Genomic DNA, 25,416 nt, shown 5'->3' on the forward strand with positions numbered 1-25,416 from the left:
TGAAGTCGTGGCGGACAGGGAGGGATTCGAACCCTCGGTACCCGCAATGGGTACGCCTCCTTAGCAGGGAGGTGGTTTCAGCCAGCTCACCCACCTGTCCTTGAAGTGGATGAAATTATAAAGAATTTTCAGAGGTTTGTCAATATTCTTTCCACAACTTCGGCAGGATTTTTTGCCTGATAGATAGGTCTTCCTATGACGATGAAATCCACTTGCTTTGCTTTTGCCAGATTAATATCTGCCACACGTTTTTGGTCACCTGCATTTTCTCCAAAAGGTCGTATACCCGGAGTCAATGTGATAAAATTCTTGCTTGTGATATCTTTGACAAGATCGCTCTCATAGACACTGCATACAACTCCATCCAAACCTGCTTCATAGGCCTCTTTGGCAAACTGTTTTGCTTTGTTTTCGATCGAATCATTATAAATAGATCGAAACTGTTCCTCATTGAACGAGGTAAGGACGGTGACTGCCAAAACCAGAGGAGGATTTGGAAACTGCTTTACTCTTTGCATAACACTTTGCATTGCTTCTTTGCCTGCACTGGCGTGGATGTTGAACATCTCAACGCCAAGTTTTGCGATCTCCTCAGCGGCATCTGCCATCGTATTTGGAATATCATAGAGTTTCAAATCAAGAAAAATATGAAAATTGGGATTGATCTGTTTGATCTCTTCCAAAAACTCTTTTCCATCTCGTATATAGCTTCGAAGACCCACTTTGAGCCAAATATCATAATTTTTCAGTGATTGTGCAAGAGCGATATTTTCTTGTTTACTGGGTAGATCTAGTGCCACGCAAAGCTGCATGAAACCCCTTTTTTAGTGATATAATATCAAAAAAAGAGTTAAGGGCCGGTTTGTTCGACAAAGAGTATCTTTCCAATCTTTTGAACGATAAGAAAAAGCTTCTTACCCAAATCTATTTTGATCTTCAAAAATACTTTGAACAGCTGTATGGTGAAAATACGGTAGTACTCATGGAAGTGGGCTCTTTTTTTGAAGTATACGAGCTCAATACTCCTCAAGAAAAGATAGGTAAAGCAAAAGAGATCGCAGAATTTCTCAATATTCAGCTGACCCGTAAAAATAAATCGATTCTTGAGATCAGTGTTTCCAATCCTTTGATGGCAGGGGTGCCAAATTTTGCATTGGAACGCTACCTCAATAGGCTTATACAGAGCAAAAAATATACGGTCGTTTTGATCAAACAAAAGGGTGAGCCGCCCCATGTGAAGCGCTATCTTGCCAATATTATCTCGCCTGGAACAAATTTTGATTATCAGATAGATCCTACAGAAAATTTCATAGCATCCATCATCATTGGAGAAAACAGGGGAATCTATTACGCCGGCTATGCAGCGGTCGATGTGACGACGGGAAAATCGTTTGTCAATGAGATGTATTCAACAAGAGAGGATAAGACATTTGCCCTTGATGAGGTATTTACGCTTTTACAAACATACAATACGGCTGAGCTGATTTTGAGTTTTGAAGGAAATGTGGATAAAGAGTTTGTTTACAACTATCTTGAAATTCCTTCACATTTCACATACCATGAAAATAAAAGTCGTTTAAAAATCGCTTATCAAAATGAACTTTTTGCAAGAGTTTTTGCTATCAATTCCATTCTTTCGCCTATCGAATATCTTGATCTTGAACGCTATCCCTATGCAAGTGAGAGTCTTGGAATTCTGCTTGATTTTATCATTGACCATGATCCGGCTATTGTGGAAAAACTCCAAAAACCATCATTCATAGGTAGCAGCCATTTTGTCTATCTTGGAAACAATGCTTTAGAGCAGCTCAATATCATTTCTCGTGATCCAGATGAGATGACTTTATTGAAACTTTTGGATAAAACTTCCACACCTATAGGGAAAAGGGTTCTTAAAGAGCGGCTGCTTAATCCTATTCAAGATAAAAAGGAGTTGAGACGTCGTTATGCGATGATAGAGAAGTTGCTGCCCCATTTCAAAGTTGTGGAGGTTCTGCTCAAGCAGGTGTATGACATTGAACGAATTTTACGGCGTATCAAACTAAAAAAAGCACACCCTTTTGAGATCAACTATCTTCATACCTCTTTGTACTATATCGAAAAACTGGCACAAGTTTTAGAAACCCTTGATATGGGTGTAGAAAGTTTCAGTATGGAAGAGGTATATGCATTTAGAAAATCGATCGAAGCAGTTTTTGATCTGGAACAGAGTGCGAAATATCGCAAAGAGCAGATTGATGCGAATATTTTCAAGCCAGGGGTCAATCTTTTTATTGATCAAATCGAAACACAAATTGCGCAAACACTTGAAAAGTTACATACTATTCAAAGGCATATCGCCTCTTTTTGCGACAAGCAAGAAAGCGTTCAACTTGGATGGTTGGAGAGTGAGGGATTTCATATTGCTTTGACGAAAAATAGATTTATGCAGATCGAAAAAGAGCTTTTGCAAAGTTTTGTCACCATCGACAATGAACACTACTTTTTAAAAGATTTTCAGATTAAAAAGCTCAAAAACAGTGTAAAACTGACTCATGAAATTATCGAAGATCTCTCAAAAGAGTACACCGCACTGCAAGCAAGACTTGTATCCTTAGTTAAAAAGAGTTATACAGACGTATTGATGGATATTGAGCTTCGATATAGTGCTTTAATGGAAAAGCTTATTACATTCATTGGAGAAATTGACTTTTCCATTAGCGGTGCGAAGTGTGCCAAGGAGTTTAACTACGCAAAACCCGAAATTGTGGACGAAGCGATTTTGGAGTTTGTCGCTCTTCGCCATCCTATCATAGAATCACGAGAAGAGAATGGTATCTACATTCCCAATGATATCTATCTTGGAGAGCCTATCGATCCACAATGCGATCATGTGACATTAGAGGCAAGTGACAATAAACCGGTACAAGGTATCTTGCTTTATGGTATCAATTCAAGCGGGAAAAGCTCTTTGATGAAAAGTGTCGGAATTGCAGTGATCATGGCACAAGCTGGAATGTTTGTACCAGCTGCATCGATGCGATTTGGACTAGTTGACAAGATTTTTACAAGAATCGTCTCAAAAGATAATCTTTACAAAGGGCTTTCCACTTTTGCAGTTGAGATGTTGGAGCTCAAAAATATTTTTAACCGTGCGACACATCGCTCACTGGTGCTTGGAGATGAGATCAGTCATGGGACGGAAACCTATTCTGCGCTATCGATTGTTGGTGCAGCGATACAAAGACTCTATGAGATAGGCAGTAAGTTCATTTTTGCAACCCATTTGCATCAATTGAGCAGTATTGAACCTATTCAATCTTTAGAGCGTCTTGTCTTTTTACATCTTGGTGTCACGTATGATGAAGTAAATGATCGGTTGATCTACGATAGAAAGCTTCAAATTGGCTCAGGAAGTACACTGTATGGTCTTGAGTTTGCAAAAGCTCTTCATATGGATAAAATATTTTTAGAGTACGCTTATAACCTGAGAAAAAAATTGACAAATGAATACAGTGAGGTCGAACTTCTCAAACAAAAAAGGCGAAGTAGATATAATAAAGGAGTGTATCTTACAAAATGTGCGATATGCAACGAAGTTGTAGAAGAGGTGCATCATATCAGTCCGAAAGCGAAAGCAAAGGGTGGTTTTATCGACCATTTCAAAGCAAATCACAAATTCAATCTCATTCCGCTTTGCGCGAAGCATCACAAAATGGTCCATGAGGGAAAATTGTTGATCAATGGATTTGTGATGAGCGATGAAGGATTGAAGCTTCATTTTACAGAGATCGAAAATAAGGAGGGAAGATGATACAAAAAGCGGTGGATATGTTTGAAAAAGATAGATATGAAGAAGCACTGCCGATTTTTAAACAACTGGCAAAAGATGGCAATGCTGAAGCGATGTACTATCTTGGTATGATGTATTATGAAGGATGGGGAGTTGAAAAGGATGAGAAAGCGGCAGTAGAGTGGTGGAAAAAGGCAAATAGACGAGGAAGTCTTGATGCCAAATATATGCTGCAAATTATCTGCGCTACCTCAAGTGTTTTTGCAAGGGAGTAGATGTATACGTTTATTGTGACTGTTTTTTCGCTCGTTGCGGCGATATTTGTCTATTATCTTTTCCTGCGTCAAAAATCGAAACGGTTGACATTGATAGATCGGGGTATATGCCCTGTGTGCAGAGAATCTGCAATCGAGATAAAAAGAAACAAAAGTGGCGGTTGCAGCGGGACGAATAGTGTGATTTTTATCTGTCAAAAGTGCGGATATGAAGAGGAGTTTCATATCCCTTCTAGCGGTTGTGGAATGTGATTAATTTTTTGAAGTCATTGAGTGGCAGAGGTTTTGCATATAAGAAGCCTTGCGCCAGGAAGCATTTGAGATCTTTTAAGATACGCTCTTGCTGTTTTGTTTCTACACCTTCTGCGACAATCTCTTTTTTAAACGTATAGGCAAGATCTATAATAATCTTCGTGATTTGATAGTCTTCTGGATCTTGATCAATATCTTGTATAAAACTTTTATCGATTTTTATCGTATCAAAAGGTAATCGTTTGAGGTAATTGAGTGAAGAGTATCCTGTCCCAAAATCATCCAAAGCGACTCGAAAGCCTATCTGTTTTATAGCTTCGAGCATATTGACTGTATGAGAGATGTTTTCCATTGAGAGCGTTTCCGTTATCTCAAGCTCAAGTTTTGATGGATCGATGTCGAAACGTTTGAGATTGTTTTCAAGAAAATTGAGAAATTTCGGATTTCTAAATTGTCGAGCCGAAACATTTAAAGAAAGAACAATATCCTTCAACTCTTCATCTTTGCTCCACTCCTGAAGATGTTGAAAACTCTTTTTGATTACATACTCATCGATCTTTTCGATGAGGTCGCTTCGTTCCGCGACAGGGATGAACATGTTAGGAGCAAGCAGACCTTTTTGGGGATGATTCCACCGTATCAAAGCCTCCGCACCATAAATTTTGTTGTTTTGGATATTCATTTTCGGTTGAAAGTATAGAAGCAGTTCATCATCTTTTTTCAGTGCCTTTCGAAGGTCCTGCGTTGTTTGTTGAAGATAGTCTAAAAATTTTTGCATCTCTTTTTCAAAGAAGACGTATCTATTTTTTCCACTTTTTTTTGCTTCATACATGGCAATATCTGCATATCGTATCAAGGTATCGATATCATCTGAGTCATCGGGGAAGAAAGCGACCCCTAAACTACAAGAGACAGAAAAGTTGATATTTCCGTAATAATACTCTTTTACAATGGAATGCTTGATTTTTTCTAAAACGATATCGAGTGATTTTTTTGTTTGTACTTTTGGTATTAAAACGACGAATTCATCTCCGCCTATTCGAAAAATCAGATCGGAATCACGAAGTGTATTTTTGAGGTTGTTGGCAATATCGACGAGCAGTCTGTCTCCTATCTCATGGCCATAGGTATCGTTGACGAATTTAAAATTGTCGATATCAAGATAGATGAGGGCAAACCGCTCTTTGGATCTTTTGGCAATTTTGGACAGATTTTCCAGCATATCTTGAAAGGAGGCTCTATTAGGTAAAGATGTGAGGGGATCATGGAAAGCGAGATATTCAACCTGTTTCTTTGCTTGATACTCTTCAGTAACGTCTATAGCAATACCGATGAATGTGATGGTTTTATTATGTTTTTTTCGAACCTTGATGACGTTTTTGAGATATTTTTCACCTTTTGGAGTATGAAATTTGAGGACTGTTTCAAATCTTAGTCCCTTTTCATAAGCCTTTTCTATTTCTGTAAGAAAACGAATCTTTTCTTGAGGATCGATCATTGCAATAAATCGTTCCCAATCTAAACGCTCTTTCATATTGAGTCCCAAAATTCTGTAAAGCTGGTCGCTACAAAAAAACATATTGGCATCTTTTATATATTCCCAGCTGCTCATGTTGGCAATTTTTTGCGCTTCTATAAGATGTTTTTCGCTTTGTTTTATTTTTTGAATATAAAGATGTATTGCATGTAGCATTGTATTAATGGCTTGTGTAATTGCAATGAGTTCGAGATAGTTGTCTGTTGGTTTTAGCTGTTTTGTTGTTCGGATGTCGATGTCTGAGAGTTGTGAAGTGAATGTGTACAACGCATCTATCTTTTTATTGATAAATTGCGCGAAAATGAGACCAAAGGCGATCAGAAGGAAAGTAAAAAGAATAAAATACAAATCGAATTTTTGAAAAAACTGTTTCATGATATCGTAGTCGTATTGCACAAAAAGATATCCTATTATTCTGTTTTTGTAACGTATAGGATAGAGCAATTGGTTCTCTTGTAGGTGTATTGGATTTTTGACAATGTTGAGTTTTTTGATGGAACTGACATTGGTTTGAATATTTTGAAGTGTTTTTTGAAGTTCATCGTCAAATTGAAAATAGGCAAGTGGGGCAATGGTGCGCAGATTTTCTTGGATGATGAATTGGATATTTTGTTTTTCGATGTTTTTGAGTGTTGTTTGTATTTGAAAATACATAAGCGATTGAAAAGCAAGAAGAACAATAATTGCTATAAGAATTGTTACGCGTATAATGAAGGTAAGCGAATATCTACTTGTTTTCATAATACTTGGATACCTTGAATATTATGGGATTGAGTTTTATTTTTGATTGTTTAATGGCTGATGGATTGAGAAGTGGGTGTACCTTTGAATTAACTGCGATAGAAACCATAGCTCCATCTATTGCGCTAGGAAGTGCGCTTAATATGAGACGATTCTTTTTAGCAAGAGCAGTAAAGAGTTTTTTTGCTTTTTGGGAATCGGTAAAAAGGATATAGGCTGAAGGGTTTTTGAGTGCCCTCTCTTTTGTCAGGACAACTTTTATACGTTTGCCGTATACAACTTTTTTGTCCAGAAGTTTTTTCATCAATTGTGCTTCTTTGCGATATCTGTTTTGAAAAATGATATTGATGTAAAGTTTGCCATTGACAAGTTTTTGATCAATTTGTTCATCGAGCATTATGATCTTTGGGAACAATTTTGCTTCGATTTCAAGAAGTGCCGGATTGATCGAACTGGCACAGAGAGTATAAAAATTGATAAGTGCTAGAAAAAAGATCCGTATCAAAAGCTTTTCCTTATTCGAAAAAACCACTCTCTGCCACTCAGTGGTACTGCCAATTCCTGCGGGCTGAACCGATATCTGTTTTGAATAAGTTCGGATGGTGTTACATATGCATAGTTTTTATGATTTGTAAGATTTTTTACTCCAAACTGGATATCAAGATTTTCCAAAGAGTACGTGAAAATCTGATTCAGCGAGAGGCAAGATGGAATATCCGGATAGGGCTTGGGTGTATCGATTGTGGAGCTCAATTTGAACATGGTATGGGAATGCAAATGGTTCCAGTCATAATCCAATGAGGTGGAGAAAATATCTTTTCGAATACCGAGATACTCTTGTTGATCATTTGGACTTCGTTGATATTCTCGTTTGTTAAAACTGCGTGCATATCGAAGAATGAGTTTTACGTTTTCAAAAAGCTTGGTATAGCTTACTTCTACGCCCCGTATTAAATAGTCTCCGAGATTTTCGTATATCCGAAGGCCGGAGTCTGAGAGAAATCTATCAATGGTATCTTTGGTCTTTCCATAATAAAAGTTTGTTTTTAAAACGTCGGAGGATGCAAATTTTTTGATATATTGCAGCTCCAACAGATTGATATATTCGGGTCGTAACGATTCGTTTCCGTTGAATTCTGCAGCAGTATTTGCATACAGCTCAACCCAAGAAGGTGCTCGAAAGGCTGAATTGTAAATACATTTCATTGTATTATTCGGGTCAAAATTGTACACAAGGCCCGCTTTTGCAGAGAGTTTCCAGTCAAATTCATTATAGTGGTCGAACCGTATTCCTCCCGTCAACGTAAAATTGTCGTTGACAAAGTATAGATCTTCAATGCCCAAAGCAAAAATGGATCTGTGTATATCGGTTTTGATCGGTCCCGGGAGATGTGCATAGTTTCCCAAAGCAGGAACATATTGCAAATAGTATGCTCTGCTTGGTTTGGCATAACTGGTTTCAAGATGAAATTGAATATTATGTTTTTGTGAAAGATATTTGATATTGGCTTTGGCATAGAACTCTTTTTCTGCAAAGTTTCCACCAACAATCAAATCTTTGTCCGGTTCGCTCGTTGGATCGAGATCAAAGGGATAGACTCGAAAAGCCCCATTCCAGATATAGTATTTATATCCTGCATTCGTTTCGATTTTCCAATCATTGGTGAGATACTGCTGATATCCTATATCGATGAATTGATGCTGCAAATGAACGAATTGATCACGTTTGAACGGGGGAACACGGGAAATTCCGAAAAAGTTTCCTTTTTTGTAGTATTGCAGCCTGTATTGCAGGGTCCAGTTGTTATATTTGTAGGTGAGTCCTAAGCCATCATTTTTTTCAAGTGTATGGGCCGGTACAGGTTGGCGAAATATTGTTGAAGAATTGTCGTTTGTGTCGATTTTGAGTGTTACGGGTGCAAGAAGATCCGGTTTGGAATAGAGTTTATGCAAATCGAGTAGCAATGTTCCGTGTTGGGTGATTATAGATTTGAATGCACTGATTGCGTATCTGTTTTTGTTGCTGTAATATGTTGAAATCAAATCTTCATCACTCTCATCAAGAGTGATGATATTGATCACTCCTAAAAAGGCATTATCCCCATACCGCACGGAATCGGGAGTTTTGGTAAACTCGATACGTTTAATAAGATCTGCCGGAAAGTTGTAGTAGTAGAACTGGTTGGTATAGATGTTGTTGGTGACTTCTACACCGTTGATTAAAAATTTGATTTTATCACGATAGCTGTTTTTAACTCCACGGACAATAATCTGCTTTTTCCCGCTGGAAGTGATAGAAGTTTCAATACCGGGGATATAGCACATCAAATCAAACAGAGTTTTCGCACCAGTATTTTTGATGAAATCTTTTCTCAAAACGGTAACGGTCGATGGTGTTTTGTCGATATTGAGTTTTGTCGCAGATGCAATTTCGCTTGCTTCATTCAAAGTTGCAAGAAAATCTTGTTCAATTGTTTGTGTGTCTGATGAAAACAAAAAAGATGGGAAGATAAATGCAAACAGCATTCGTTTAAGCATAACAATCCTATGGGAAAAAATGGATTTTATAGAAGATATTATAACGAAAAGGAAAAGGCAGTCAAAGGACTGCCCATCGTTTATCCGTTGACTATTTGGATAATTTTTTCGACTATGCTTGGATCTTCAAGTGTTGAGGTATCTTGCTTGATCTCTTCGCCTTTGGCAATGCTTCTGAGGATTCTTCGCATGATCTTGCCGCTTCTTGTTTTCGGAAGTCCCGGAACGAACGCTATCTCGTCACATTTTGCCAAAGGTCCGATATCCTTGGTGATTACTTCATTGATCTCTTTGATAAGTTCCATTTCGTCAGCAATGCCTTCATCATCTTTGAGGACGACAAAAGCAAAAACACTTTCACCTTTGACTTCATGCGGTTTTCCGACAACCGCACACTCAGCAACTCTTGGATGATGCCCGATAGCCGCTTCAATTTCAGCAGTTCCCAAACGGTGACCACTCACATTTATCACATCATCCATACGTCCCGTGATCCAGATATACCCTTCTTCATCGTAGATTGCCCCATCACCGCTGAAGTATACTGGTTTGCCGTTCTTTTTACATGTGCCAAAGTAGCTTTTAACAAATCGTTCGCTATCTCCCCAGATAGTTCTGATCATACTAGGCCAAGGTTTCGTGATACACAAGTACCCTTTTTCGTTTGGAGGCATTTTGTTGCCATCTTTATCGATGATTTCAGCAAAGATTCCAGGAAGCGGGAATGTGGCAGATCCTGGTTTGATCGGCGTTGCTCCAGGAAGTGGACTAATCATGTGACCCCCGGTTTCTGTTTGCCACCAGGTATCGACGATTGGACACTGCCCTCGTCCCACTTTTTCAAAATACCACATCCAAGCATCCGGATTGATCGGCTCACCAACGGTTCCTAAAATGTAGAGGCTGCTTAAGTCATATTTATCTGGTTCATCAGGTCCAAGTTTATGTAAAAGCCGAATAGCAGTTGGAGCGGTGTAGAACTGATTGACTTTATACTCTTCGATCATTCTCCACCATCTGCCAGCATCAGGATAGACGGGAACCCCCTCATACATCATAGTCGTTGCCCCAGCTGCAAGAGGTCCATAGACGATGTAGGTGTGACCTGTGATCCAGCCAACGTCAGCAGTACACCAGTAGGTATCTGTATCTTTTATATCAAATACCCACTCCATCGTGAGTTGTGCCCAGAGGATATAGCCAGCTTGAGAGTGTTGTACTCCTTTTGGTTTACCGGTACTTCCTGAAGTGTAGAGTAAAAAGAGCGGATCTTCACTATCCATAATTTCAGGTTCGCAGCGTGCCGGCATCTCTTTGATAAGCTCATTGTAGTCGTAGTCTCTGCCTTCATGCCATGTGATCTCTTCGTTGTTTCTTCGAACAACCAAAACTGCTTCTACGCTTTCGCAATTTTTTGCCAATGCCACATCTACAACGGGTTTAAGGAGATATGGCTTGCCTCGTCTGTAGGCTCCATCGGCGGTGATGACAAGTTTTGCCTGGGCATCTTGAATTCTATCTCGAAGCGCTTCAGCACTAAATCCGCCAAAAACGACTGAGTGAATCGCACCAATACGTGCGCATGCAAGCATCGCAAAAGCAGCTTCTGGGATCATAGGCATATAGATAACGACTCTATCGCCTTTTTTTATTCCAAACTTGTTTTTAAGAAGATTTGCAAAGCGATTTACTTCATAATAAAGCTCCAAATAGGTAATAACTCGTTTATCACCCGGCTCACCTTCCCAAATAATTGCCGCTTTGTTCTTTTTTGTTTCTAGGTGTCTATCGATACACTGCTCGGTAACATTGAGCTTTCCACCTACAAACCATTTATAAAATGGTGCTTCACTCTCATCAAGCACTTTTGTATAAGGCTCACGCCAGTTAATCTTCTCTTTTGCCAGTCTATCCCAAAACCCTTCATAATCCCTCTCAGCCTCTTTGACCATCTGCCAATACTGATCCATTGAGTTGATTCTAGCTCGTTCTTTAATCCTTGGTGTTGGGTCAAAAACAGGTGTTTGTTCCATGTAACATCCTTTCAAAAATATTTAAGCCTTTAAAAATGGTATCTAAAAAAGCTTAACTAAGACTAAATTACTCCTATTTATTCTGTGATGTTACTTTAAATGTAAAGTTCTTTTAATATCCTCCAAATCACTCCAAAAATCCTTTTTACTCCAGTATCCAATGATTCGTTTGATAACTTTTTTTCTTTGAATAACATAGATTGTTGGGACATATTTTGGAAAAAGATTACCAGGATAGCTGCTTGTATCACGATCGAGGCGGACGGCGATGAAATGTTGATTGATAAATTGTATAATTTTTGGATCTTGCAGTGTGGTTGTTTTCATTTTGTTACACCAGCGACAGGGCGGATCGACTCTTTCGATAAAAACAAAAAGTGGTTTTTTCTCTTGCAATGCAAGATCATAAGCTTCTTGAAAATTGTGTTGCCATTTGATAGATGAAGCGAGTACAAAGGAACTAAACAGGATAAATCCCAAAATTTGTTTCATATTCTCCCCATTTTTTGCAACAATTATATGGAAAGAAAAGGAAAAAAATCAAATAGGAAATACAATGATTTATGAAAATGATTACATCTATATCGAACTAGAAAAACATGAAGTACCCTGGCTCAAAATATTTGCAAAAAGGAAGTGCAAAGAGATGAGCGAATGCGATAAAACGACAAAAGAGATAATTTACAGAGCCCTGGAAATTATCGAAAAAGAGATGATTGAATATTTTAAACCAGATAAGATTAATATTGCCTCTTTTGGCAACTATGTACAACAGGTGCACTGGCATATACAGGCCCGGTTTCAAAATGACAGCTTTTTTCCAGAACCTCTTTGGGGCCAAAAACAAAGAGAGGGAAATGTAGCATTGCCGTCAATGGAAGTGTTTATAGAGAAAGTGAGAGAAAAACTTGCCGCTGCTATTTAAACTGGGAAAATGTCCCAAATGTGGTGATGGAGTTGTGGATAGGGGGAGTTTTTATGGCTGTATGGGTTATGCCAAGGGATGTGATTTTAGTATTGGCAAAGGGTCCCTTACACATCTTGGACATGATAGTATCACTCCTAAAGAGATGAGAACACTTCTTAAAGGTTCTACACAGCTACCATTTATGATGAATAACGGGATACAACGCCTGTTTTGGGTGGAACTTGTAGAAAAAGAGGGAAAGTTTTGGCCTCAAGTGGGTTTTCATGCAGGAGCAACTGCAGCATCATTTGGGAGTTGTCCGCTGTGCCAAGCTGACGTGGTGGAGTATCCACAGAGTTTCGGATGTAGTAGATGGGAAGAAGGATGCGAATTTGCCATCTTTAAAAATGCTATTAAACGATTTGGAGGAAAAGAGCTTACAAAAAAGCAGGTAAAAGAGCTCCTACAAAAAGGCAAAACAGAAGTAAGCATACGAGGATTTGATAAAAAGATGAGGAAAGTGGAACTTGTATTGGATACCCAGTATGGATGTAGGGTACTATTTTAAAAATGGTACAATTTCAAAAATTTTTAAGGAGGCAAAGTGCCCAGTTTTCCAAAATTTAGAGTAACTGATGAAAATTTAGACAAACAAAAAGAGCTTGTGCTGCAAACCATTGAAGAGAATAGAAAAAAGATTGAAACACTTTTAGAAAAAGAGCCAAAAACCTATGAAAATTTTGTACGTCCACTGCAGTGGATGGAAGAGAAGCTTGGATTCTATTTTAGTCCGATTTCGCATCTAAACTATGTAAAAAACTCTCCAAAAACAGAAGAGATCTATAATGCATTACTGCCTGAATTAAGCCGTTATCATACAGAACTTGGACAAAATGAAAATATTTATCAAGCTCTAAAGCAGATATTAGAGGAGGATTTAGAGTCAGAACAAAGAAAAGTGGTTGAAGATATGATCATAGAGTTTGAGCTCAGTGGTGTTGCGCTTGGCGAAAAAGCCAAAGAGGAGTTAAAGCAAATCAATATAAGACTCAGTGAGCTTACAAGCCAATTTGGGCAAAATCTTCTTAAAGCCACAGATGCCTATGAGATGATAGTCGGTGAGAGTGATGTAGATGGGATGCCAGAGTCTTTGAAAGAAGCAGCCAAATGTGATGAAGGTTACCGCTTTACCCTCAAACAACCCAGCTATATAGCCTATATGACATACGGACCAAACAGGGAAAAAAGAGAAAAGCTCTACAAAGCCTATGTGACAAGAGCACCAGAAAATGAAGCTTTGATAGATGAGATTTTAGCCCTTCGCTATAAAAAAGCAAAGCTTTTGGGATTTGAAAATTATGCCCAGCTGAGTCTTGAAACAAAAATGGCTGCTTCACCTGAAGAAGTAGTCTCATTTTTAAAAGATTTGGCACAAAAAAGCAGATCCCAGGCGAAGAGGGAATTTGAAGCACTGCAAGCATTTGCAAAAGAGCAGGGGGCAGAGTATGAGTTGCAGGCGTACGATGTTGCCTACTGGAGTGAAAAGCTTAAAATTGCCAAATACCATATCGATGATGAAGCCTATAAGCCATATTTTGAAAAGGATGCAACTGTCAATGGACTTTTTACCTTTTTAAATAAGCTCTTTCAATTAGAGTTTCAAGAGATAGATACGCCGGTATGGCATGAGAGTGTCAAATGTTATGAGATTTCCTTGCCAAATAGACTTGTTGGAAGACTCTATGTGGATTTGGAAGCAAGAGAAGGAAAGCGCGGTGGAGCCTGGATGGATGAGTGGGTGAGCCACCATATTGATCAAAAAGGTGAAATAGTCTACCCTGTCGCTTACATAGTGGCAAATTTTGCACCCGCAACCAAAACGACTCCGAGTCTTCTTCGACCAGACGACGTAGTAACGCTTTTTCACGAAATGGGGCATGCACTGCATCATCTACTCAGTGAAGTGACTGAACCTGCGGTGAGCGGGATAGCGGGAGTCGAATGGGATGCGGTGGAGTTTCCTAGCCAGTTTTTGGAAAATTTTGCCTATGAAGAGGAGGTGTTGCATCTTTTTGCCAAACATTATCAAACAGGAGAGCCTCTTTCGGATGAGATGATCAAAAGGCTGAAAGTTGCCAAAAACTTTCAAAGTGCTATGGCGATGGTGCGTCAGCTTGAATTTGGCCTGTTTGATATGCTTGTCCATATGGATTGGCCGGTGGATGTGCAAAAGGTACTTGATGAAGTACGAGAAGAGGTAAGTGTTGTGCCAACGCCGCCATACAACAAATTCCAATGGGGCTTTAGCCATATTTTTGCCGGTGGGTATGCAGCGGGATATTATAGCTACAAATGGGCGGAAGTTTTGAGTGCAGATGCCTTTTTCATGTTTGTAGACAATGGGATCTATAATGATGAGATTGCCCAGAGTTATCTGCAAGAGGTGCTCTGTAAAGGAGGAAGCAGGCCGGCGATGGAGAGTTTCAAAGCATTTGCGGGGAGAGCACCAAATAGCGAAGCCTTACTCAAACTTTGTGGAATTCAATGATGCAAAAAGAAATTTTTTTTGCTAGACAATCAATTTTAGATAAAGATGAAAAGTTGATAGCATACGAGTTATTGTTTCGGGGGAAAAGAGAAGATAATGATAAATTAACGGATATAAAAGCTACTTGCTCTGTGCTTACTGTGTTTTTATGTAATGATTACCAATCTATTTTGCATGGAAAAAGAGGGTTCATTAATGTTGATGAAGTTTTTATAAAAAGTGATGCTGCGCAGCTTCTGCCAAAAAAAGATTTTGCTTTAGAAATTTTGGAAGATGTAAAACTGGAAAATGTATTGGAGGAGTTGGAAAAATATAAAAAACAAGGATATATGCTTATATTGGACGATTTTATCGTAAGTAAGGAACAATTTGAGTATTGCAAAAGATTTTTTCATATTTTCGATATTGTAAAGTTTGATATTTTAGAGAAAAATGATGCCAATATTTTACAAGATGTTGTAAAGTATCTGAAAAGTATAGGAATAAAACTTTTAGCAGAAAAGGTTGAAACGCAAGAGCAGTATGAGAAGTATAAAGCATTGGGATTTGACTATTTTCAAGGATACTACTTTATGAAGCCCGAAGTCGCTTCGCAACATCTTTTGTTATCACGCAAAGAGACAATTTTAGAGCTTTGGAATATGAAGGATGATCAATTTGATGAGGTTGTTGAAAAACTGAAAAATGAACCAAGTATTTCGTTTAAACTTTTAAAGCTGCTCAATTCATGCTATTTTAATTTGCAAAAAAAGATTGCTTCTATTCCTCAGGCTTTGGCCTTTTTAGGCATAAAAAATTTTAAAAAGTGGCTATTATTGATGTTATACGCACAAGATGATAAAAACATCGAAAACAATCCATGGTTTGATCTTGCCAAGACAAGAGCCTATTTTATGGCAAAAGTAGCAGATGTTTTAGCACTTGACAGTGATAAGGCATTTTTGATTGGTACTTTATCTGTTTTTAAAGAGGTATTGGAGGAGAAATTTTTTGTTCAATTTTCATTGCTTGATGAAGAAATCATAAATGCATTGAAAAGATTGCAAAACTCTTATGGACTTTTGTTAAGGATTGTTCAAAAACTAGAAAAGGGAGATTTTGAAAGTTGGCAAAATGATATAGAGTTAGATTCTAAGCAGATTGCTTATTTTTATACTCAAGCAATGAGCTCAAGAAGTTTTTTATAGATAGAAGCGATTTTACCAGATGGCATCTTTTGGGCTAAATAGCCTAAAAGATTGTCCAGTTCTCCACTTTGTCCTTTTTCAAAGTCGAGTTGCAGGGATGTTTTGGCATTGGCTGGCGATTTTCGTAAAAGAGTAATTGCCTTTTGGATATCTTCCTCATGGAGTTCTACATTTTCATTGCGAGCAATCTGAGCGATCTCTTCTAAAAGAGCTTGAAATTCGTCAATGTGCTTTGTTGCAATTTCTCCAAATGTCTTATGATAGTATGTGGTGAGTGCTGCAGTTGCTGCAATGAAAAGATACTTTTGCCAAATGGCTTGCATGATGTTTTTTGGGGTTTTTGTTTTTATCCCAGCTTTTTCAAAACACTCTTTGAGTGCATGGGTGGTTTCATTGATGTCTTCAAAAACCACCATGGCACCTTTGCCTTTCACCTCGATGGTTCCATCATCTTGCTTGTTGGAAATGATATAAACAGCGCCGGGAATGACAATTGAAGGAAGATGTTTTTTTAGCAACATATAGGGCTGGATTCCGTTTAAAAGAGGAAGTATGATACTTTTTTTATCAATATTTTTTTTCATTTTTTCCAATTTTTGTAAAAGTACATTGCTTTTGGTAGCGATTATAACTACATCATATCGTTTTTCTTGAGGAGGGATAGTATATGTTGATACGTCATATCTGGTTATGTTGCTTTGCTCTTTGAGAAGAATCTCTTTAGTTAAATCACTGATAAGATCTACATCACAAACACGTGAGAGTTTTGCTGCGATATAGGCTCCTACACCGCCGCCTCCAAGTACAGCGATATTCACTTCATTGCCTTTTGCAATCTCTCTTTTAAGACCCGTTTGAGCACTTTTCCAGTTGCATTTTTGGGGAGTTCTTCAACGATATAGACAGATCTTGGAACTTTGAAGTTTGCAAGATGCTCTTTAAGATATCGCTTGATCTCATTTTCACTGATCTTTGCGTTCTCTTCGAGCTCAACATAGGCAACTGGAACTTCTCCGCTTTTTTCATCTTTGATACCTATAACGGCCGCTGCTTTAATATGAGGATTGTTCATTAGAATCTCTTCAATCTCCCGTGGATAGATATTGATTCCTTTAGAGATGATCAGATCTTTTTTCCTGTCAACGATGTAGATAAAACCTTCTTCGTCCATATAACCAAGATCTCCTGTTTTAAGCCAACCGTTGACGATCGTTTCAGCGGTCGCTTCCGGACGTTTCCAGTATCCCTGCATGACATTGTCGCCTTTGACGATGATCTCACCAACTTCACCTCTCGGAAGTTCAACCATGTCTTCGTTTACAATTTTGACCTCCACGCCTGGAAGTGCCGGACCTACAGATTTTGGCTTTTGTTTGTTTGGAAGATTGACCGCAACCACAGGAGAGCATTCACTCAGTCCATACCTTCTAACAGTTTTCCTTTTTTAAATTTGCTTTGAAACCGCTTCAATGTATCTTCCGGTAAAGCAGCAGCGCCGCTGACATAATATTTTACTTTATTAAACCAGTGAAAGTACCAAGGAAGCTTTGCTTTGGAAAGAGCATTATAGACATCGGGAACACCCGTAAAAATAGTCACTCTTTTTAAAAGCAGCTGTTTGATGATATTGGAAAATGGCATGATGGATCGGATAATAACAACAGGCGAGCCAAAATAGAGCGGCATTAAGACCGTTACGGTGAGAGTGAAGGAGTGAAACATTGGCAAATAGACAATGAACCGCTCTTTTGGCGTAATTGCAAGGAGTCTCTCTACGCCCAAAATATTGGAAAAAATGTTTCTATAAGAGAGCATTGCTCCTTTTGGTTTTCCTGTGGTCCCAGAAGTGTAGATGATCACAGCCGTATCGTCGATATCCACATGCTGACTTAGCTTTTCGTGACTTTCCAGACTCTCTAAAATTTCAGAAAATGCGATATTGTGCTCGTCTAATCCTGTATAGTCACCTTCCCATATAATTTTTTGGACCTTTGTCGTTTCCAGTACATTTTGAAGCTCTTTGGCATACTTGGCACTTGCTGCTAGAAGCTTTGCGTCACTATCATTGAGGATGAAAGTGATTTCGTCCTCTTTTAAAAAATTGTTGATAGGAACAGGGATCGCTCCCAGTTTTTGTGCAGCAAGAAGCGTAATGATAAACTCAAGAGAGTTTGCCATCACAATAGCGACTTTGTCATCCTTTTGCACACCCATAAGTTCCATAAATCGAGCAAGCGTATCGATTTTTAACAGGAGCCTATGGAAAGTAATTTTTCGATCATCTATAAAATATGCAATCCCTTTTGGTCTATTTTTAGCATGTTCTTTTACAATTTCATAAAAATTGTTATACCGGTAATCGAACATTGCATTCCTTAAAATTTATAGTTCAGTGAGACATTGAGAAGTTGTGCGGCTACTCCGTCTCCAAAAGTTCCCACGATTCCATTTTTATTCTCTCCAAGAGAAAGAGTTCGTCCGATTTTATAGTCTGCAAGATATGAGATTCCAAGTTTGAGGTCCTTTTGTACTTCATACAGTGCTCCAAGAGAAAAAACGATTGCATCGCTATCAGGAAGTTCATATCCTAGGGTTTGGGCTGGTATTGGTGACTGGTCATAAGCGATACCGTACATAGTCGTCAATTTTTCACTGTTTTTATATGTAAGTCCAAGTCTGAAAGTATTCGTATCATCCCAGCTTTTTTCAGAAACGATAGTCGGTACAGTAGGATCTTCGAATCTCATAACGAGTTTATCATAACTGCTCCAAAAGGTTCGCTCATACACAAACTCGACTGTTGCTTTTTCATTGACGTCAATTGCGGTTGCAAGGGCGAGAGTAGCTGGAAGAGGGACTTTGGTATGACCTTTTGTTTTGGTCGTTCCTTTATAGACGACATCACCTGATTCTTTAAGATCGATTTTTGAATTGAATGTAGCAGCGAGTGTGAGGCCCAGGAGTTTATACGTTGCTGCCAATGCATAGCCATATCGTGCTTTAATATCACCATCCATATCATATGTTCCTAAAATAGGATGATCAAATCGAATTTTTCCGTCAGTAAAAAGGACTCTTACGCCTCCTCCTACCGCAAAATTTTCATTTATAAGGTAACTAAAACTTGGCATAAGTTGTGCAGTTCTTAGGGTAAATTCTTTTGCACTCCAGGTTTGTGGTGCTTTATCCCACTTTTTGGCAAAACCTGCAGGTGTCGTGACACTTAGGCCAAATCGAAATTTTCCAAATTTTGGACCGACATAGTGAAAATGGGGAATAAGATATTTTTGAGACTGGCTTTTGGCAGATGCGGGGATTAGAGTAGGGGGTGGTCCGGGATTTGTCACTTGCTGTCCGTCAAAATCGACTTTTGAAAGATACGCACCTGTAAAACTGAGCTCCACATAGTTTGCATTATCCATAAATGCCATATTGGCTGGGTTGAAGTAAGCTGCATCTGCATCTTTAGGAGCGGCAACGTACGCTCCAGCCAGTGCTACACTCCTGGCAGACTGTTCAGGAATTTTATAGGCTGCACCAAAAGTAAGAATTGAAGCGCCAGTGATTGCTAAAGCGATTTTTTTCATGGTTGAACCTTTCGTTATCATTTAAAAATTTATATGATTGTAACAAAGGTTTCGATAAACTTAATTTAATGTAGTACAATGGAAAAAAATAGTATTGAAGGTGAGCAGATGATTAACATTTTCGGTAAAAAATTAAAAACGTATGATTTAAGTGATGTGCAAAAATATCAATGGGCTCATATCAAGGTAAAAGGCAAAGGCGATATCTGGATCAAACTCTTTCCCGAAGAGGTTCCAAATACCGTAGCGAATTTTGCGCATCTTGCAAACAGTGGCTTTTATGATGGACTTACATTTCACAGAGTCATCAAAGGTTTTATGGCGCAGGGTGGTTGTCCAGAAGGAACAGGAAGAGGGGGTCCGGGATGGGCGATAGCATGCGAGACTGATAAAAATGTACACAAACATAAGCGTGGAACTATTTCTATGGCACATGCGGGAAAAGATACGGGTGGGAGTCAATTTTTTATCTGTTTCGTGGATTGCCCCCATTTGGATGGTGTGCACACCGTATTTGGACAGATTCCCGAAGATGATGCCGAGTCTCTTATGACACTGGATATGATTGATCAAAACGATATCATGGAAAAAGTGGAAGTGAAAGAGGATAGAGATTAGATGTTTGGATTTATCCGAGTTGCTGCTGTATCAACCAAGCTTTTTTTGGGAAATATCGATGCAAACACGAAGCATATTTGCTCATTGATTCAATCCCAAAAAGAGGTAGCCGTTACTCTTTTTCCTGAACTATGTATCACCGGATACACGATGGGTGATCTCTTTTTTCAAGAGATTGTACACCAAAAGGTATTGGAGGCGCTTGAAGAGATCAAAAAGTGTGTAATGGATGGCGTTGTGATCGTAGGGGCTCCACTTTGGTACAAAGAGAGGCTCTACAACTGCGCCGTGGTGATGCAAAATCAAAATATTTTAGGAATTGTTCCAAAAAGCTATCTTGCAAATTATCGTGAATTTTATGAGAAGCGCTGGTTTAGTAGCGGCAAAGAGATAAAAGATGCCACACTTTTGGATGCTCCTTTTGGAACAGACCTGATTTTTCGATATCAGGATTTCTGTTTTGGGGTTGAGATTTGCGAAGATCTTTGGACGCTAAAGCCTCCATCTTTTGCTATGGCTGCGGCTGGAGCAAATGTAATATTCAATCTCTCAGCCAGTGATGAACTCGTTGGAAAGCATGCCTACAGAAAAGAGCTCGTCAAGACGCAAAGTGCAAGAATCGTTGGAGCCTATGTTTATGCCAGCAGTGGTGTAGGAGAAAGCAGCAGTGATCTTTGTTACAGCGGCGCTACCATAGTTGCAGAAAACGGATCGATTTTGGCTGAAGGAGAGCGTTTTGTTTTTGACGATGTGGTAACAATTGCCGATATTGATATTGAAAAACTCAAAATTTTGCGTCGAAGCGAGACAAGTTTCGGTGATGCGGATGTACAAGCGTTTCGAGAAATTGAGCTTTCTTGCCTTCCTGAACCAAAAGATATACGAAGATCATACACACCACATCCTTTTGTTCCTCCTAAAGAGAATCGAGACGAGGTGTGCCACGAGATTTTCTCGATTCAATCTTCGGCTCTAGCACGAAGAGTGATGCATATCGCAAAAGAGACGAAACTTGTTATTGGTGTCAGCGGAGGGCTTGATTCGACCTTGGCGTTGTTAGTCTGTGCAAAAGTGTGTGAGCTTTTGCACAAGCCGTTTACCGATATCGTAGCTGTTTCCATGCCTGGATTTGGAACGACAGATGCAACAAAAAAAAGTGCACGAAAGCTATGTGAAGCTCTTGGAACAACTTGCAAAGAGATCGATATCACCAAAAGTGTTTTGCAACATTTTCGCGATATCGATCACGATCCCAATCTTTGTGATGTAACCTATGAAAATGCCCAAGCGAGGGAGAGAACGCAGATCTTGATGGATTTGGCCAATGAAGTGTGTGGTATCGTCATAGGAACTGGAGATCTGAGTGAAATCGCTCTAGGATTTGCAACATATAATGGCGATCATATGGCCATGTACAATGTCAATGCCGGTGTGCCGAAAACCCTTGTTCGCTATGTCATAGAGTGGGTAGCCTTGCGTCAATCCCATTTGAAACAGATACTGTTAGATATTATCAACCGTCCGGTATCTCCAGAGTTGCTTCCAGCCAAAAATGGAAATATCACTCAAAAAACGGAAGATATCATAGGGCCTTATGAACTTCATGACTTTTTTTTGTACCATTTCTTAAAATATGGAGCAGAACCCAAAAAAATTGTTGCGATTGCTAAAATCGCATTTGAAGAGAAGTATGATGAAAAAACGATTAAAAAATGGCTGAAACTCTTTTTGAAACGCTTCTTTGCCAACCAGTTCAAACGAAATGCGATGCCAGATGGCGTCAAAGTAGGAACGATTGCCTTGTCTCCTCGGGGAGACTGGCGAATGCCAAGCGATGCAAAAGTTACTATCTGGCTGAATGAATTGGAGGATGGATGCTAGTGCATATCTGTTGCAGTGTAGATAGCCACTTTTTTTTGGAAAAACTGAAAGAGAAATATCCCGATGAAAAGCTTATTGGATTTTTTTATGATCCGAACATTCATCCTTACAGTGAGTACAGACTGCGTTTATTGGATGTGGAGCGAAGCTGCAAAAGGCTCGGTATCGAGCTCATTGAAGGAGAGTACGATTATGAGTCGTGGCTGCAAGCAGTTCGAGGACTTGAACATGAACCCGAAAAAGGGGAGCGCTGCAAAGTCTGTTTTGATAAACGGCTGCAAAGAGCAGCACTGAAGGCAAAAGAGATTGGAGAAAAGCGATATACCACTACTTTGCTTGTAAGTCCACTCAAATCTCAAGAACAGCTCAAGCAAAGTGGAAGTGAAGTTGATCAAAAACTTGGAACGGAATTTGTGTTTGTGGATTTTCGCTCTTTTGGTGGAACACAGCAGCAAGCAAAAGTGACAAAAGAGCAGCAGCTCTATAGACAGGACTACTGCGGCTGTCTTTTTGGTCTTTCTCAGCAAAGAGCACATCAGCAAATGCTGATGGATGAGATGATTGAGCCGATTACCAAGCAGATACTTCCTGGATCTATCGAAGAGCGACTCAAAATGTATCAAAAAAGAATTGAGTTGGAAGAGCAAGGGATTGCATATAAGATTGTGCGCCAGCGATTTTTGAATTATAGACTATTGAGAGCTTTTGTAAGAATTGGAAAAGTGGTGGTTCCCAGTTATATTTTGAGCTATTCCCATCTTCGAAGAGATTTTGCCAAGGCAAAAGTTGAAGAGATTATCGATGGTATAGGATATGCCAATCGAGATGAGATAAAAATAGTAGACCTTAATTGGATCAATAGATACTCAAAAAAGCCATTTTCAAGTGTAAAAGAGCTTGCTTTTCAAGGATTGCCATGGGAGTTGGAGCAAAAAATCCGATATGATATAGAGGGCTTTTCGAATAGTTTGTCTCCTATTGTGGTTTTAGATAAAATTCCAGATAAAAAGTTTGAGATCTATCTTGAAGCCAAAAGCTATAAAGATGTACGAGAGAGACTCATCATAAAGGATACGCATGTTAGATGTCGTTGAGATTCAGAAGATTCTTCCGCACAGATATCCATTTTTGCTTGTTGATAGAGTTGTAGAGTTGGAGAAGGGCAAAAGCGTCAAGGCCTATAAAAACGTCAGTATTTCAGAACCTGTATTTGAGGGTCATTTCCCAGGACATCCGATCTATCCTGGTGTGATGATCATAGAGGGAATGGCACAAGCCGGTGGTGTCTTGGCCTTTTTGAGTAGTTCTGAAGAGGAACAAGAGGCAGCAAAAGAGAAAGTGGTCTATTTTATGAGCATTGATAAAGCGAAATTTCGCAATCCTGTAAGACCTGGAGACAGGCTTGAGTACCATCTGGAAGTTATCAAGCATCGAGGCTCCATTTGGGTACTTGATGGGAAAGCCTATGTGGATGAAAATTTGGTTGCTGAAGCAGAGCTTAAAGCAATGATTGTGGACAAGTGATGATTCATCCAACAGCCATTATTGAAGAGGGTGCAAAAATTGGCAAAAATGTTACTATTGGTCCAAATGCCTATATTTCCAAAGATGCAGTGATTGAAGATGGTTGTACCATTATGCAAGGTGCCATCATCGATTGTAAGACAAAGATAGGACAAGGGACAAAGATATTTTACAATGCCGTCATTGGTTCCATTCCTCAAGATTTGAAATTTGGTGGAGAGGATGTTGAACTTATTATCGGCAAGAATAATACTATTCGAGAATTTTGTCTCATCAATCCGGGCACTGCACATGGTGGTGGCAAAACGATTATTGGAGACAACAACCTTTTGATGGGATATGTGCATGTAGCCCATGATTGCAGGATAGGAAACAACTGTATCTTGGCCAATGCAGCGACTCTCGCGGGACATGTAGAGCTTGGAAACAACGTGGTGATCGGAGGGATGACCCCAATTCATCAATTTGTCAAAATTGGAGATTTTGCCATGATTGGAGGTGCGAGTGCTGTAAGTCAAGATATTCCGCCGTACACCTTAGCGGAAGGCAACCGGGCGAAACTGAGAGGACTCAATCTTGTCGGGCTTCGAAGAAATTTCGGTAATGAAGTAGTGGATGAGATCAAACAGGCCTTTAAAAAACTGTTCAAATCTGGCCAATCGCCAAAAGAGGTAGCCAAAGAGCTCGTCCATAGCTCCAGTGAGCATGTACGAAATCTTGCTGAGTTTGTGCTTGCGTCCAAACGAGGAATACCATATCGATAAAAGAGGGAAATGAATGTTAAAAAAATGTAGTTTTTGTGGAAGTTTCGAGAGTCGAGACAATCCTTTAATCGCCGGTAGCGAAAGTCATGTATACATTTGTAAAAACTGTATTGTATCGGCATATAAAATTCTATTTGGCGATATTGAAGAGAAGGAAGAGGGAGAGGAGCTCAAACTTGATTATCTTCCAACTCCAAAAGAGCTCAAAGCTATTTTGGATCAGTATGTCATAGGACAAGAAAAAGCGAAAAAAGTTTTCAGTGTCGCTGTCTACAACCATTACAAGAGAATTTTCAAGCAAGACATGGTGGATGAAGATACTGAAATTGCCAAATCAAATGTATTATTTATAGGGCCGACCGGAAGTGGGAAAACATTGATGGCTCAAACAATGGCGAAAGTCTTGGATGTGCCTTTGGCGATTGCGGATGCCACAAGCCTCACCGAAGCCGGCTATGTAGGAGAGGATGTGGAAAATATCCTTACACGTCTTTATCATGCGGCCGATGAGGATGTGAAAAAGGCTGAAAAGGGAATTGTATTTATCGACGAGATCGACAAAATTGCAAGACTGAGTGAAAATAGAAGCATTACAAGAGATGTGAGCGGAGAAGGAGTACAGCAGGCTCTTTTGAAGATTATTGAAGGAAGTGTTGTCAATATCAGTGCAAAAGGTGGACGAAAACATCCAAATCAAGAGTTTGTCCAAATTGACACTTCCAATATCCTTTTTATCTGCGGTGGGGCATTTGATGGATTGACAGATATCATTAAACGAAGACTTGGTGGCAATGTTTTAGGGTTTGGCCAAGAAAAACGCAGTAAACGGGATGAGAGTGATCTATTAAATTATGTGGAACCGGATGATTTGGTCCATTATGGTCTTATTCCTGAACTTATCGGTCGGCTTCATATGATTGCTACACTTAATGAACTGAGCCGAGAGGATATGGTTCGGATCTTGACAGAACCGAAAAATGCACTTGTCAAACAGTATAAGAAGCTCTTTGCCTTGGATGAGGTAGAACTGACATTTGAAAAAGAGGCCCTTGAAGCGATAGCAGACCTCGCCATTAAAAGAAAAACAGGCGCACGGGGTCTTCGAAGTATTATGGAAGAGATTATGGTTGACATCATGTTTGATCTGCCTGAATATAAGGGATATGAAGTAGTAATCACCAAAGATGTGATCGAAAAACGTTCAGCTCCGATACTTGTCAAAAAACAGAAATGCAGTGCATAAGGAACAGGG

The 25,416-nt window shown here is 39.3% G+C and carries 21 protein-coding genes, 1 tRNA gene and 1 pseudogene; 13 read left to right on the plus strand and 10 right to left on the minus strand.

From position 1 onward, the window contains the following. Window positions 1-8: 8 nt before the first annotated feature. Both JG735_RS02870 and pyrF read right to left on the minus strand, forming a co-directional pair. Window positions 9-100, minus strand: a tRNA-Ser gene (locus JG735_RS02870). 28 nt (window positions 101-128) lie between these two features. Beyond that, complete coding sequence (gene pyrF, locus JG735_RS02875) at window positions 129-812, minus strand: orotidine-5'-phosphate decarboxylase (protein ID WP_201335332.1); 684 nt, start codon at window positions 810-812, stop codon at window positions 129-131. A gap of 50 nt (window positions 813-862) precedes the next feature. Between pyrF and JG735_RS02880 the strand changes: the two genes are divergently transcribed. Genes JG735_RS02880 through JG735_RS02890 form a run of 3 tightly spaced genes read left to right on the plus strand, consistent with a single transcriptional unit; the run spans window position 863 to window position 4,299 of the window. Continuing rightward, window positions 863-3,793, plus strand: a complete 2,931-nt coding sequence (locus JG735_RS02880) for a DNA mismatch repair protein (protein WP_201335333.1) — start codon at window positions 863-865, stop codon at window positions 3,791-3,793. Then, window positions 3,790-4,047 (plus strand): tetratricopeptide repeat protein, encoded by a 258-nt coding sequence (locus JG735_RS02885; protein WP_201335334.1) that lies wholly within the window; start codon window positions 3,790-3,792, stop codon window positions 4,045-4,047. Before JG735_RS02880 ends, JG735_RS02885 begins: the two co-directional genes overlap by 4 nt. Continuing rightward, window positions 4,048-4,299, plus strand: a complete 252-nt coding sequence (locus tag JG735_RS02890) for a hypothetical protein (protein WP_201335335.1) — start codon at window positions 4,048-4,050, stop codon at window positions 4,297-4,299. It begins immediately after the preceding gene. Here the strand turns inward: JG735_RS02890 and JG735_RS02895 are convergent. The 5 genes from JG735_RS02895 to JG735_RS02915 form a co-directional block, all read right to left on the minus strand. Continuing rightward, window positions 4,280-6,577 carry a bifunctional diguanylate cyclase/phosphodiesterase gene (locus tag JG735_RS02895; RefSeq protein WP_201335336.1) on the minus strand — a complete coding sequence of 766 codons (2,298 nt, stop codon included), beginning with the start codon at window positions 6,575-6,577 and terminating at the stop codon, window positions 4,280-4,282. The two genes, JG735_RS02890 and JG735_RS02895, sit on opposite strands and share 20 nt — an antisense overlap. Next, on the minus strand, window positions 6,564-7,082 hold the full coding sequence (locus JG735_RS02900) for a hypothetical protein (RefSeq protein ID WP_201335337.1): 519 nt from the start codon (window positions 7,080-7,082) through the stop codon (window positions 6,564-6,566). The genes JG735_RS02895 and JG735_RS02900 overlap by 14 nt, the downstream gene beginning before the upstream one ends. After that, window positions 7,079-9,115 (minus strand): TonB-dependent siderophore receptor, encoded by a 2,037-nt coding sequence (locus JG735_RS02905; protein ID WP_201335338.1) that lies wholly within the window; start codon window positions 9,113-9,115, stop codon window positions 7,079-7,081. The genes JG735_RS02900 and JG735_RS02905 overlap by 4 nt, the downstream gene beginning before the upstream one ends. A gap of 80 nt (window positions 9,116-9,195) precedes the next feature. Then, entirely contained in the window at window positions 9,196-11,148 is a 1,953-nt protein-coding gene (acs, locus tag JG735_RS02910; protein ID WP_201335339.1) for an acetate--CoA ligase, read from the minus strand. Window positions 11,149-11,238: 90 nt separating this feature from the next. Continuing rightward, the gene (locus tag JG735_RS02915; protein WP_201335340.1) at window positions 11,239-11,640 is read right to left on the minus strand and encodes a DUF255 domain-containing protein; all 402 of its coding nucleotides are present in this window, start codon (window positions 11,638-11,640) and stop codon (window positions 11,239-11,241) included. A 64-nt stretch (window positions 11,641-11,704) separates the two neighbouring features. On the opposite strand from JG735_RS02915, the gene JG735_RS02920 reads away from it, so the two are divergent. From JG735_RS02920 to JG735_RS02935, 4 genes are read left to right on the plus strand one after another with little or no spacing between them, the layout of a single operon-like run. Further along, window positions 11,705-12,073, plus strand: coding sequence for an HIT family protein (locus JG735_RS02920; RefSeq protein ID WP_236584207.1), 369 nt, complete (start codon window positions 11,705-11,707; stop codon window positions 12,071-12,073). Beyond that, window positions 12,057-12,623, plus strand: a complete 567-nt coding sequence (locus JG735_RS02925; RefSeq protein WP_201335341.1) for a topoisomerase C-terminal repeat-containing protein — start codon at window positions 12,057-12,059, stop codon at window positions 12,621-12,623. The genes JG735_RS02920 and JG735_RS02925 overlap by 17 nt, the downstream gene beginning before the upstream one ends. A gap of 36 nt (window positions 12,624-12,659) precedes the next feature. Continuing rightward, entirely contained in the window at window positions 12,660-14,603 is a 1,944-nt protein-coding gene (locus tag JG735_RS02930) for a M3 family metallopeptidase (RefSeq protein WP_201335342.1), read from the plus strand. Next, entirely contained in the window at window positions 14,600-15,790 is a 1,191-nt protein-coding gene (locus JG735_RS02935; RefSeq protein WP_201335343.1) for an EAL and HDOD domain-containing protein, read from the plus strand. Before JG735_RS02930 ends, JG735_RS02935 begins: the two co-directional genes overlap by 4 nt. On the opposite strand, the gene JG735_RS02940 is transcribed toward JG735_RS02935, so the two are convergent. From JG735_RS02940 to JG735_RS02950, 3 genes and pseudogenes are all read right to left on the minus strand, one after another. Beyond that, on the minus strand, window positions 15,760-16,608 hold the full coding sequence (locus JG735_RS02940; protein ID WP_201335344.1) for a ketopantoate reductase family protein: 849 nt from the start codon (window positions 16,606-16,608) through the stop codon (window positions 15,760-15,762). The genes JG735_RS02935 and JG735_RS02940 overlap by 31 nt on opposite strands. After that, window positions 16,605-18,157 (minus strand): annotated as a pseudogene (locus JG735_RS02945) (fatty acid--CoA ligase). Before JG735_RS02945 ends, JG735_RS02940 begins: the two are co-directional and overlap by 4 nt. Window positions 18,158-18,165: 8 nt before the next feature. Next, window positions 18,166-19,377, minus strand: coding sequence for an OmpP1/FadL family transporter (locus JG735_RS02950; RefSeq protein WP_201335345.1), 1,212 nt, complete (start codon window positions 19,375-19,377; stop codon window positions 18,166-18,168). A gap of 117 nt (window positions 19,378-19,494) precedes the next feature. Between JG735_RS02950 and JG735_RS02955 the strand changes: the two genes are divergently transcribed. From JG735_RS02955 to clpX, 6 genes are read left to right on the plus strand one after another with little or no spacing between them, the layout of a single operon-like run. Beyond that, window positions 19,495-19,995: a peptidylprolyl isomerase gene (locus JG735_RS02955; RefSeq protein ID WP_370583466.1), complete on the plus strand. Its 501-nt coding sequence runs from the start codon at window positions 19,495-19,497 to the stop codon at window positions 19,993-19,995. Further along, the gene (locus JG735_RS02960) at window positions 19,996-21,876 is read left to right on the plus strand and encodes an NAD(+) synthase (protein ID WP_201335347.1); all 1,881 of its coding nucleotides are present in this window, start codon (window positions 19,996-19,998) and stop codon (window positions 21,874-21,876) included. It abuts the gene before it with no gap. Beyond that, the gene (locus tag JG735_RS02965) at window positions 21,870-22,970 is read left to right on the plus strand and encodes an epoxyqueuosine reductase QueH (RefSeq protein WP_201335348.1); all 1,101 of its coding nucleotides are present in this window, start codon (window positions 21,870-21,872) and stop codon (window positions 22,968-22,970) included. The genes JG735_RS02960 and JG735_RS02965 overlap by 7 nt, the downstream gene beginning before the upstream one ends. Then, complete coding sequence (gene fabZ / locus JG735_RS02970) at window positions 22,954-23,400, plus strand: 3-hydroxyacyl-ACP dehydratase FabZ (protein ID WP_201335349.1); 447 nt, start codon at window positions 22,954-22,956, stop codon at window positions 23,398-23,400. Before JG735_RS02965 ends, fabZ begins: the two co-directional genes overlap by 17 nt. Further along, window positions 23,400-24,164, plus strand: a complete 765-nt coding sequence (lpxA, locus tag JG735_RS02975; protein WP_201335350.1) for an acyl-ACP--UDP-N-acetylglucosamine O-acyltransferase — start codon at window positions 23,400-23,402, stop codon at window positions 24,162-24,164. Before fabZ ends, lpxA begins: the two co-directional genes overlap by 1 nt. 13 nt (window positions 24,165-24,177) lie before the next feature. Continuing rightward, on the plus strand, window positions 24,178-25,407 hold the full coding sequence (gene clpX / locus JG735_RS02980) for an ATP-dependent Clp protease ATP-binding subunit ClpX (protein ID WP_201335351.1): 1,230 nt from the start codon (window positions 24,178-24,180) through the stop codon (window positions 25,405-25,407). The last annotated feature ends 9 nt before the right edge of the window (window positions 25,408-25,416 follow it).

Origin of the sequence: Nitratiruptor sp. YY08-10, from assembly GCF_016629565.1 — a bacterium.
Classification (GTDB): domain Bacteria; phylum Campylobacterota; class Campylobacteria; order Campylobacterales; family Nitratiruptoraceae; genus Nitratiruptor.

Coding starts and splice junctions, on each gene's coding strand:
- JG735_RS02960 (WP_201335347.1), top strand. CDS start 19,996: ATGTTTGGATTTATCCGAGTTGCTGCTGTATCAACCAAGCTTTTTTTG.
- fabZ (WP_201335349.1), top strand. CDS start 22,954: ATGTTAGATGTCGTTGAGATTCAGAAGATTCTTCCGCACAGATATCCA.
- JG735_RS02905 (WP_201335338.1), bottom strand. CDS start 9,115: ATGCTTAAACGAATGCTGTTTGCATTTATCTTCCCATCTTTTTTGTTT.
- JG735_RS02950 (WP_201335345.1), bottom strand. CDS start 19,377: ATGAAAAAAATCGCTTTAGCAATCACTGGCGCTTCAATTCTTACTTTT.
- acs (WP_201335339.1), bottom strand. CDS start 11,148: ATGGAACAAACACCTGTTTTTGACCCAACACCAAGGATTAAAGAACGA.
- pyrF (WP_201335332.1), bottom strand. CDS start 812: ATGCAGCTTTGCGTGGCACTAGATCTACCCAGTAAACAAGAAAATATC.
- JG735_RS02935 (WP_201335343.1), top strand. CDS start 14,600: ATGATGCAAAAAGAAATTTTTTTTGCTAGACAATCAATTTTAGATAAA.
- JG735_RS02895 (WP_201335336.1), bottom strand. CDS start 6,577: ATGAAAACAAGTAGATATTCGCTTACCTTCATTATACGCGTAACAATT.
- JG735_RS02885 (WP_201335334.1), top strand. CDS start 3,790: ATGATACAAAAAGCGGTGGATATGTTTGAAAAAGATAGATATGAAGAA.
- JG735_RS02965 (WP_201335348.1), top strand. CDS start 21,870: ATGCTAGTGCATATCTGTTGCAGTGTAGATAGCCACTTTTTTTTGGAA.
- JG735_RS02915 (WP_201335340.1), bottom strand. CDS start 11,640: ATGAAACAAATTTTGGGATTTATCCTGTTTAGTTCCTTTGTACTCGCT.
- clpX (WP_201335351.1), top strand. CDS start 24,178: ATGTTAAAAAAATGTAGTTTTTGTGGAAGTTTCGAGAGTCGAGACAAT.
- lpxA (WP_201335350.1), top strand. CDS start 23,400: ATGATTCATCCAACAGCCATTATTGAAGAGGGTGCAAAAATTGGCAAA.
- JG735_RS02890 (WP_201335335.1), top strand. CDS start 4,048: ATGTATACGTTTATTGTGACTGTTTTTTCGCTCGTTGCGGCGATATTT.
- JG735_RS02920 (WP_236584207.1), top strand. CDS start 11,705: ATGATTTATGAAAATGATTACATCTATATCGAACTAGAAAAACATGAA.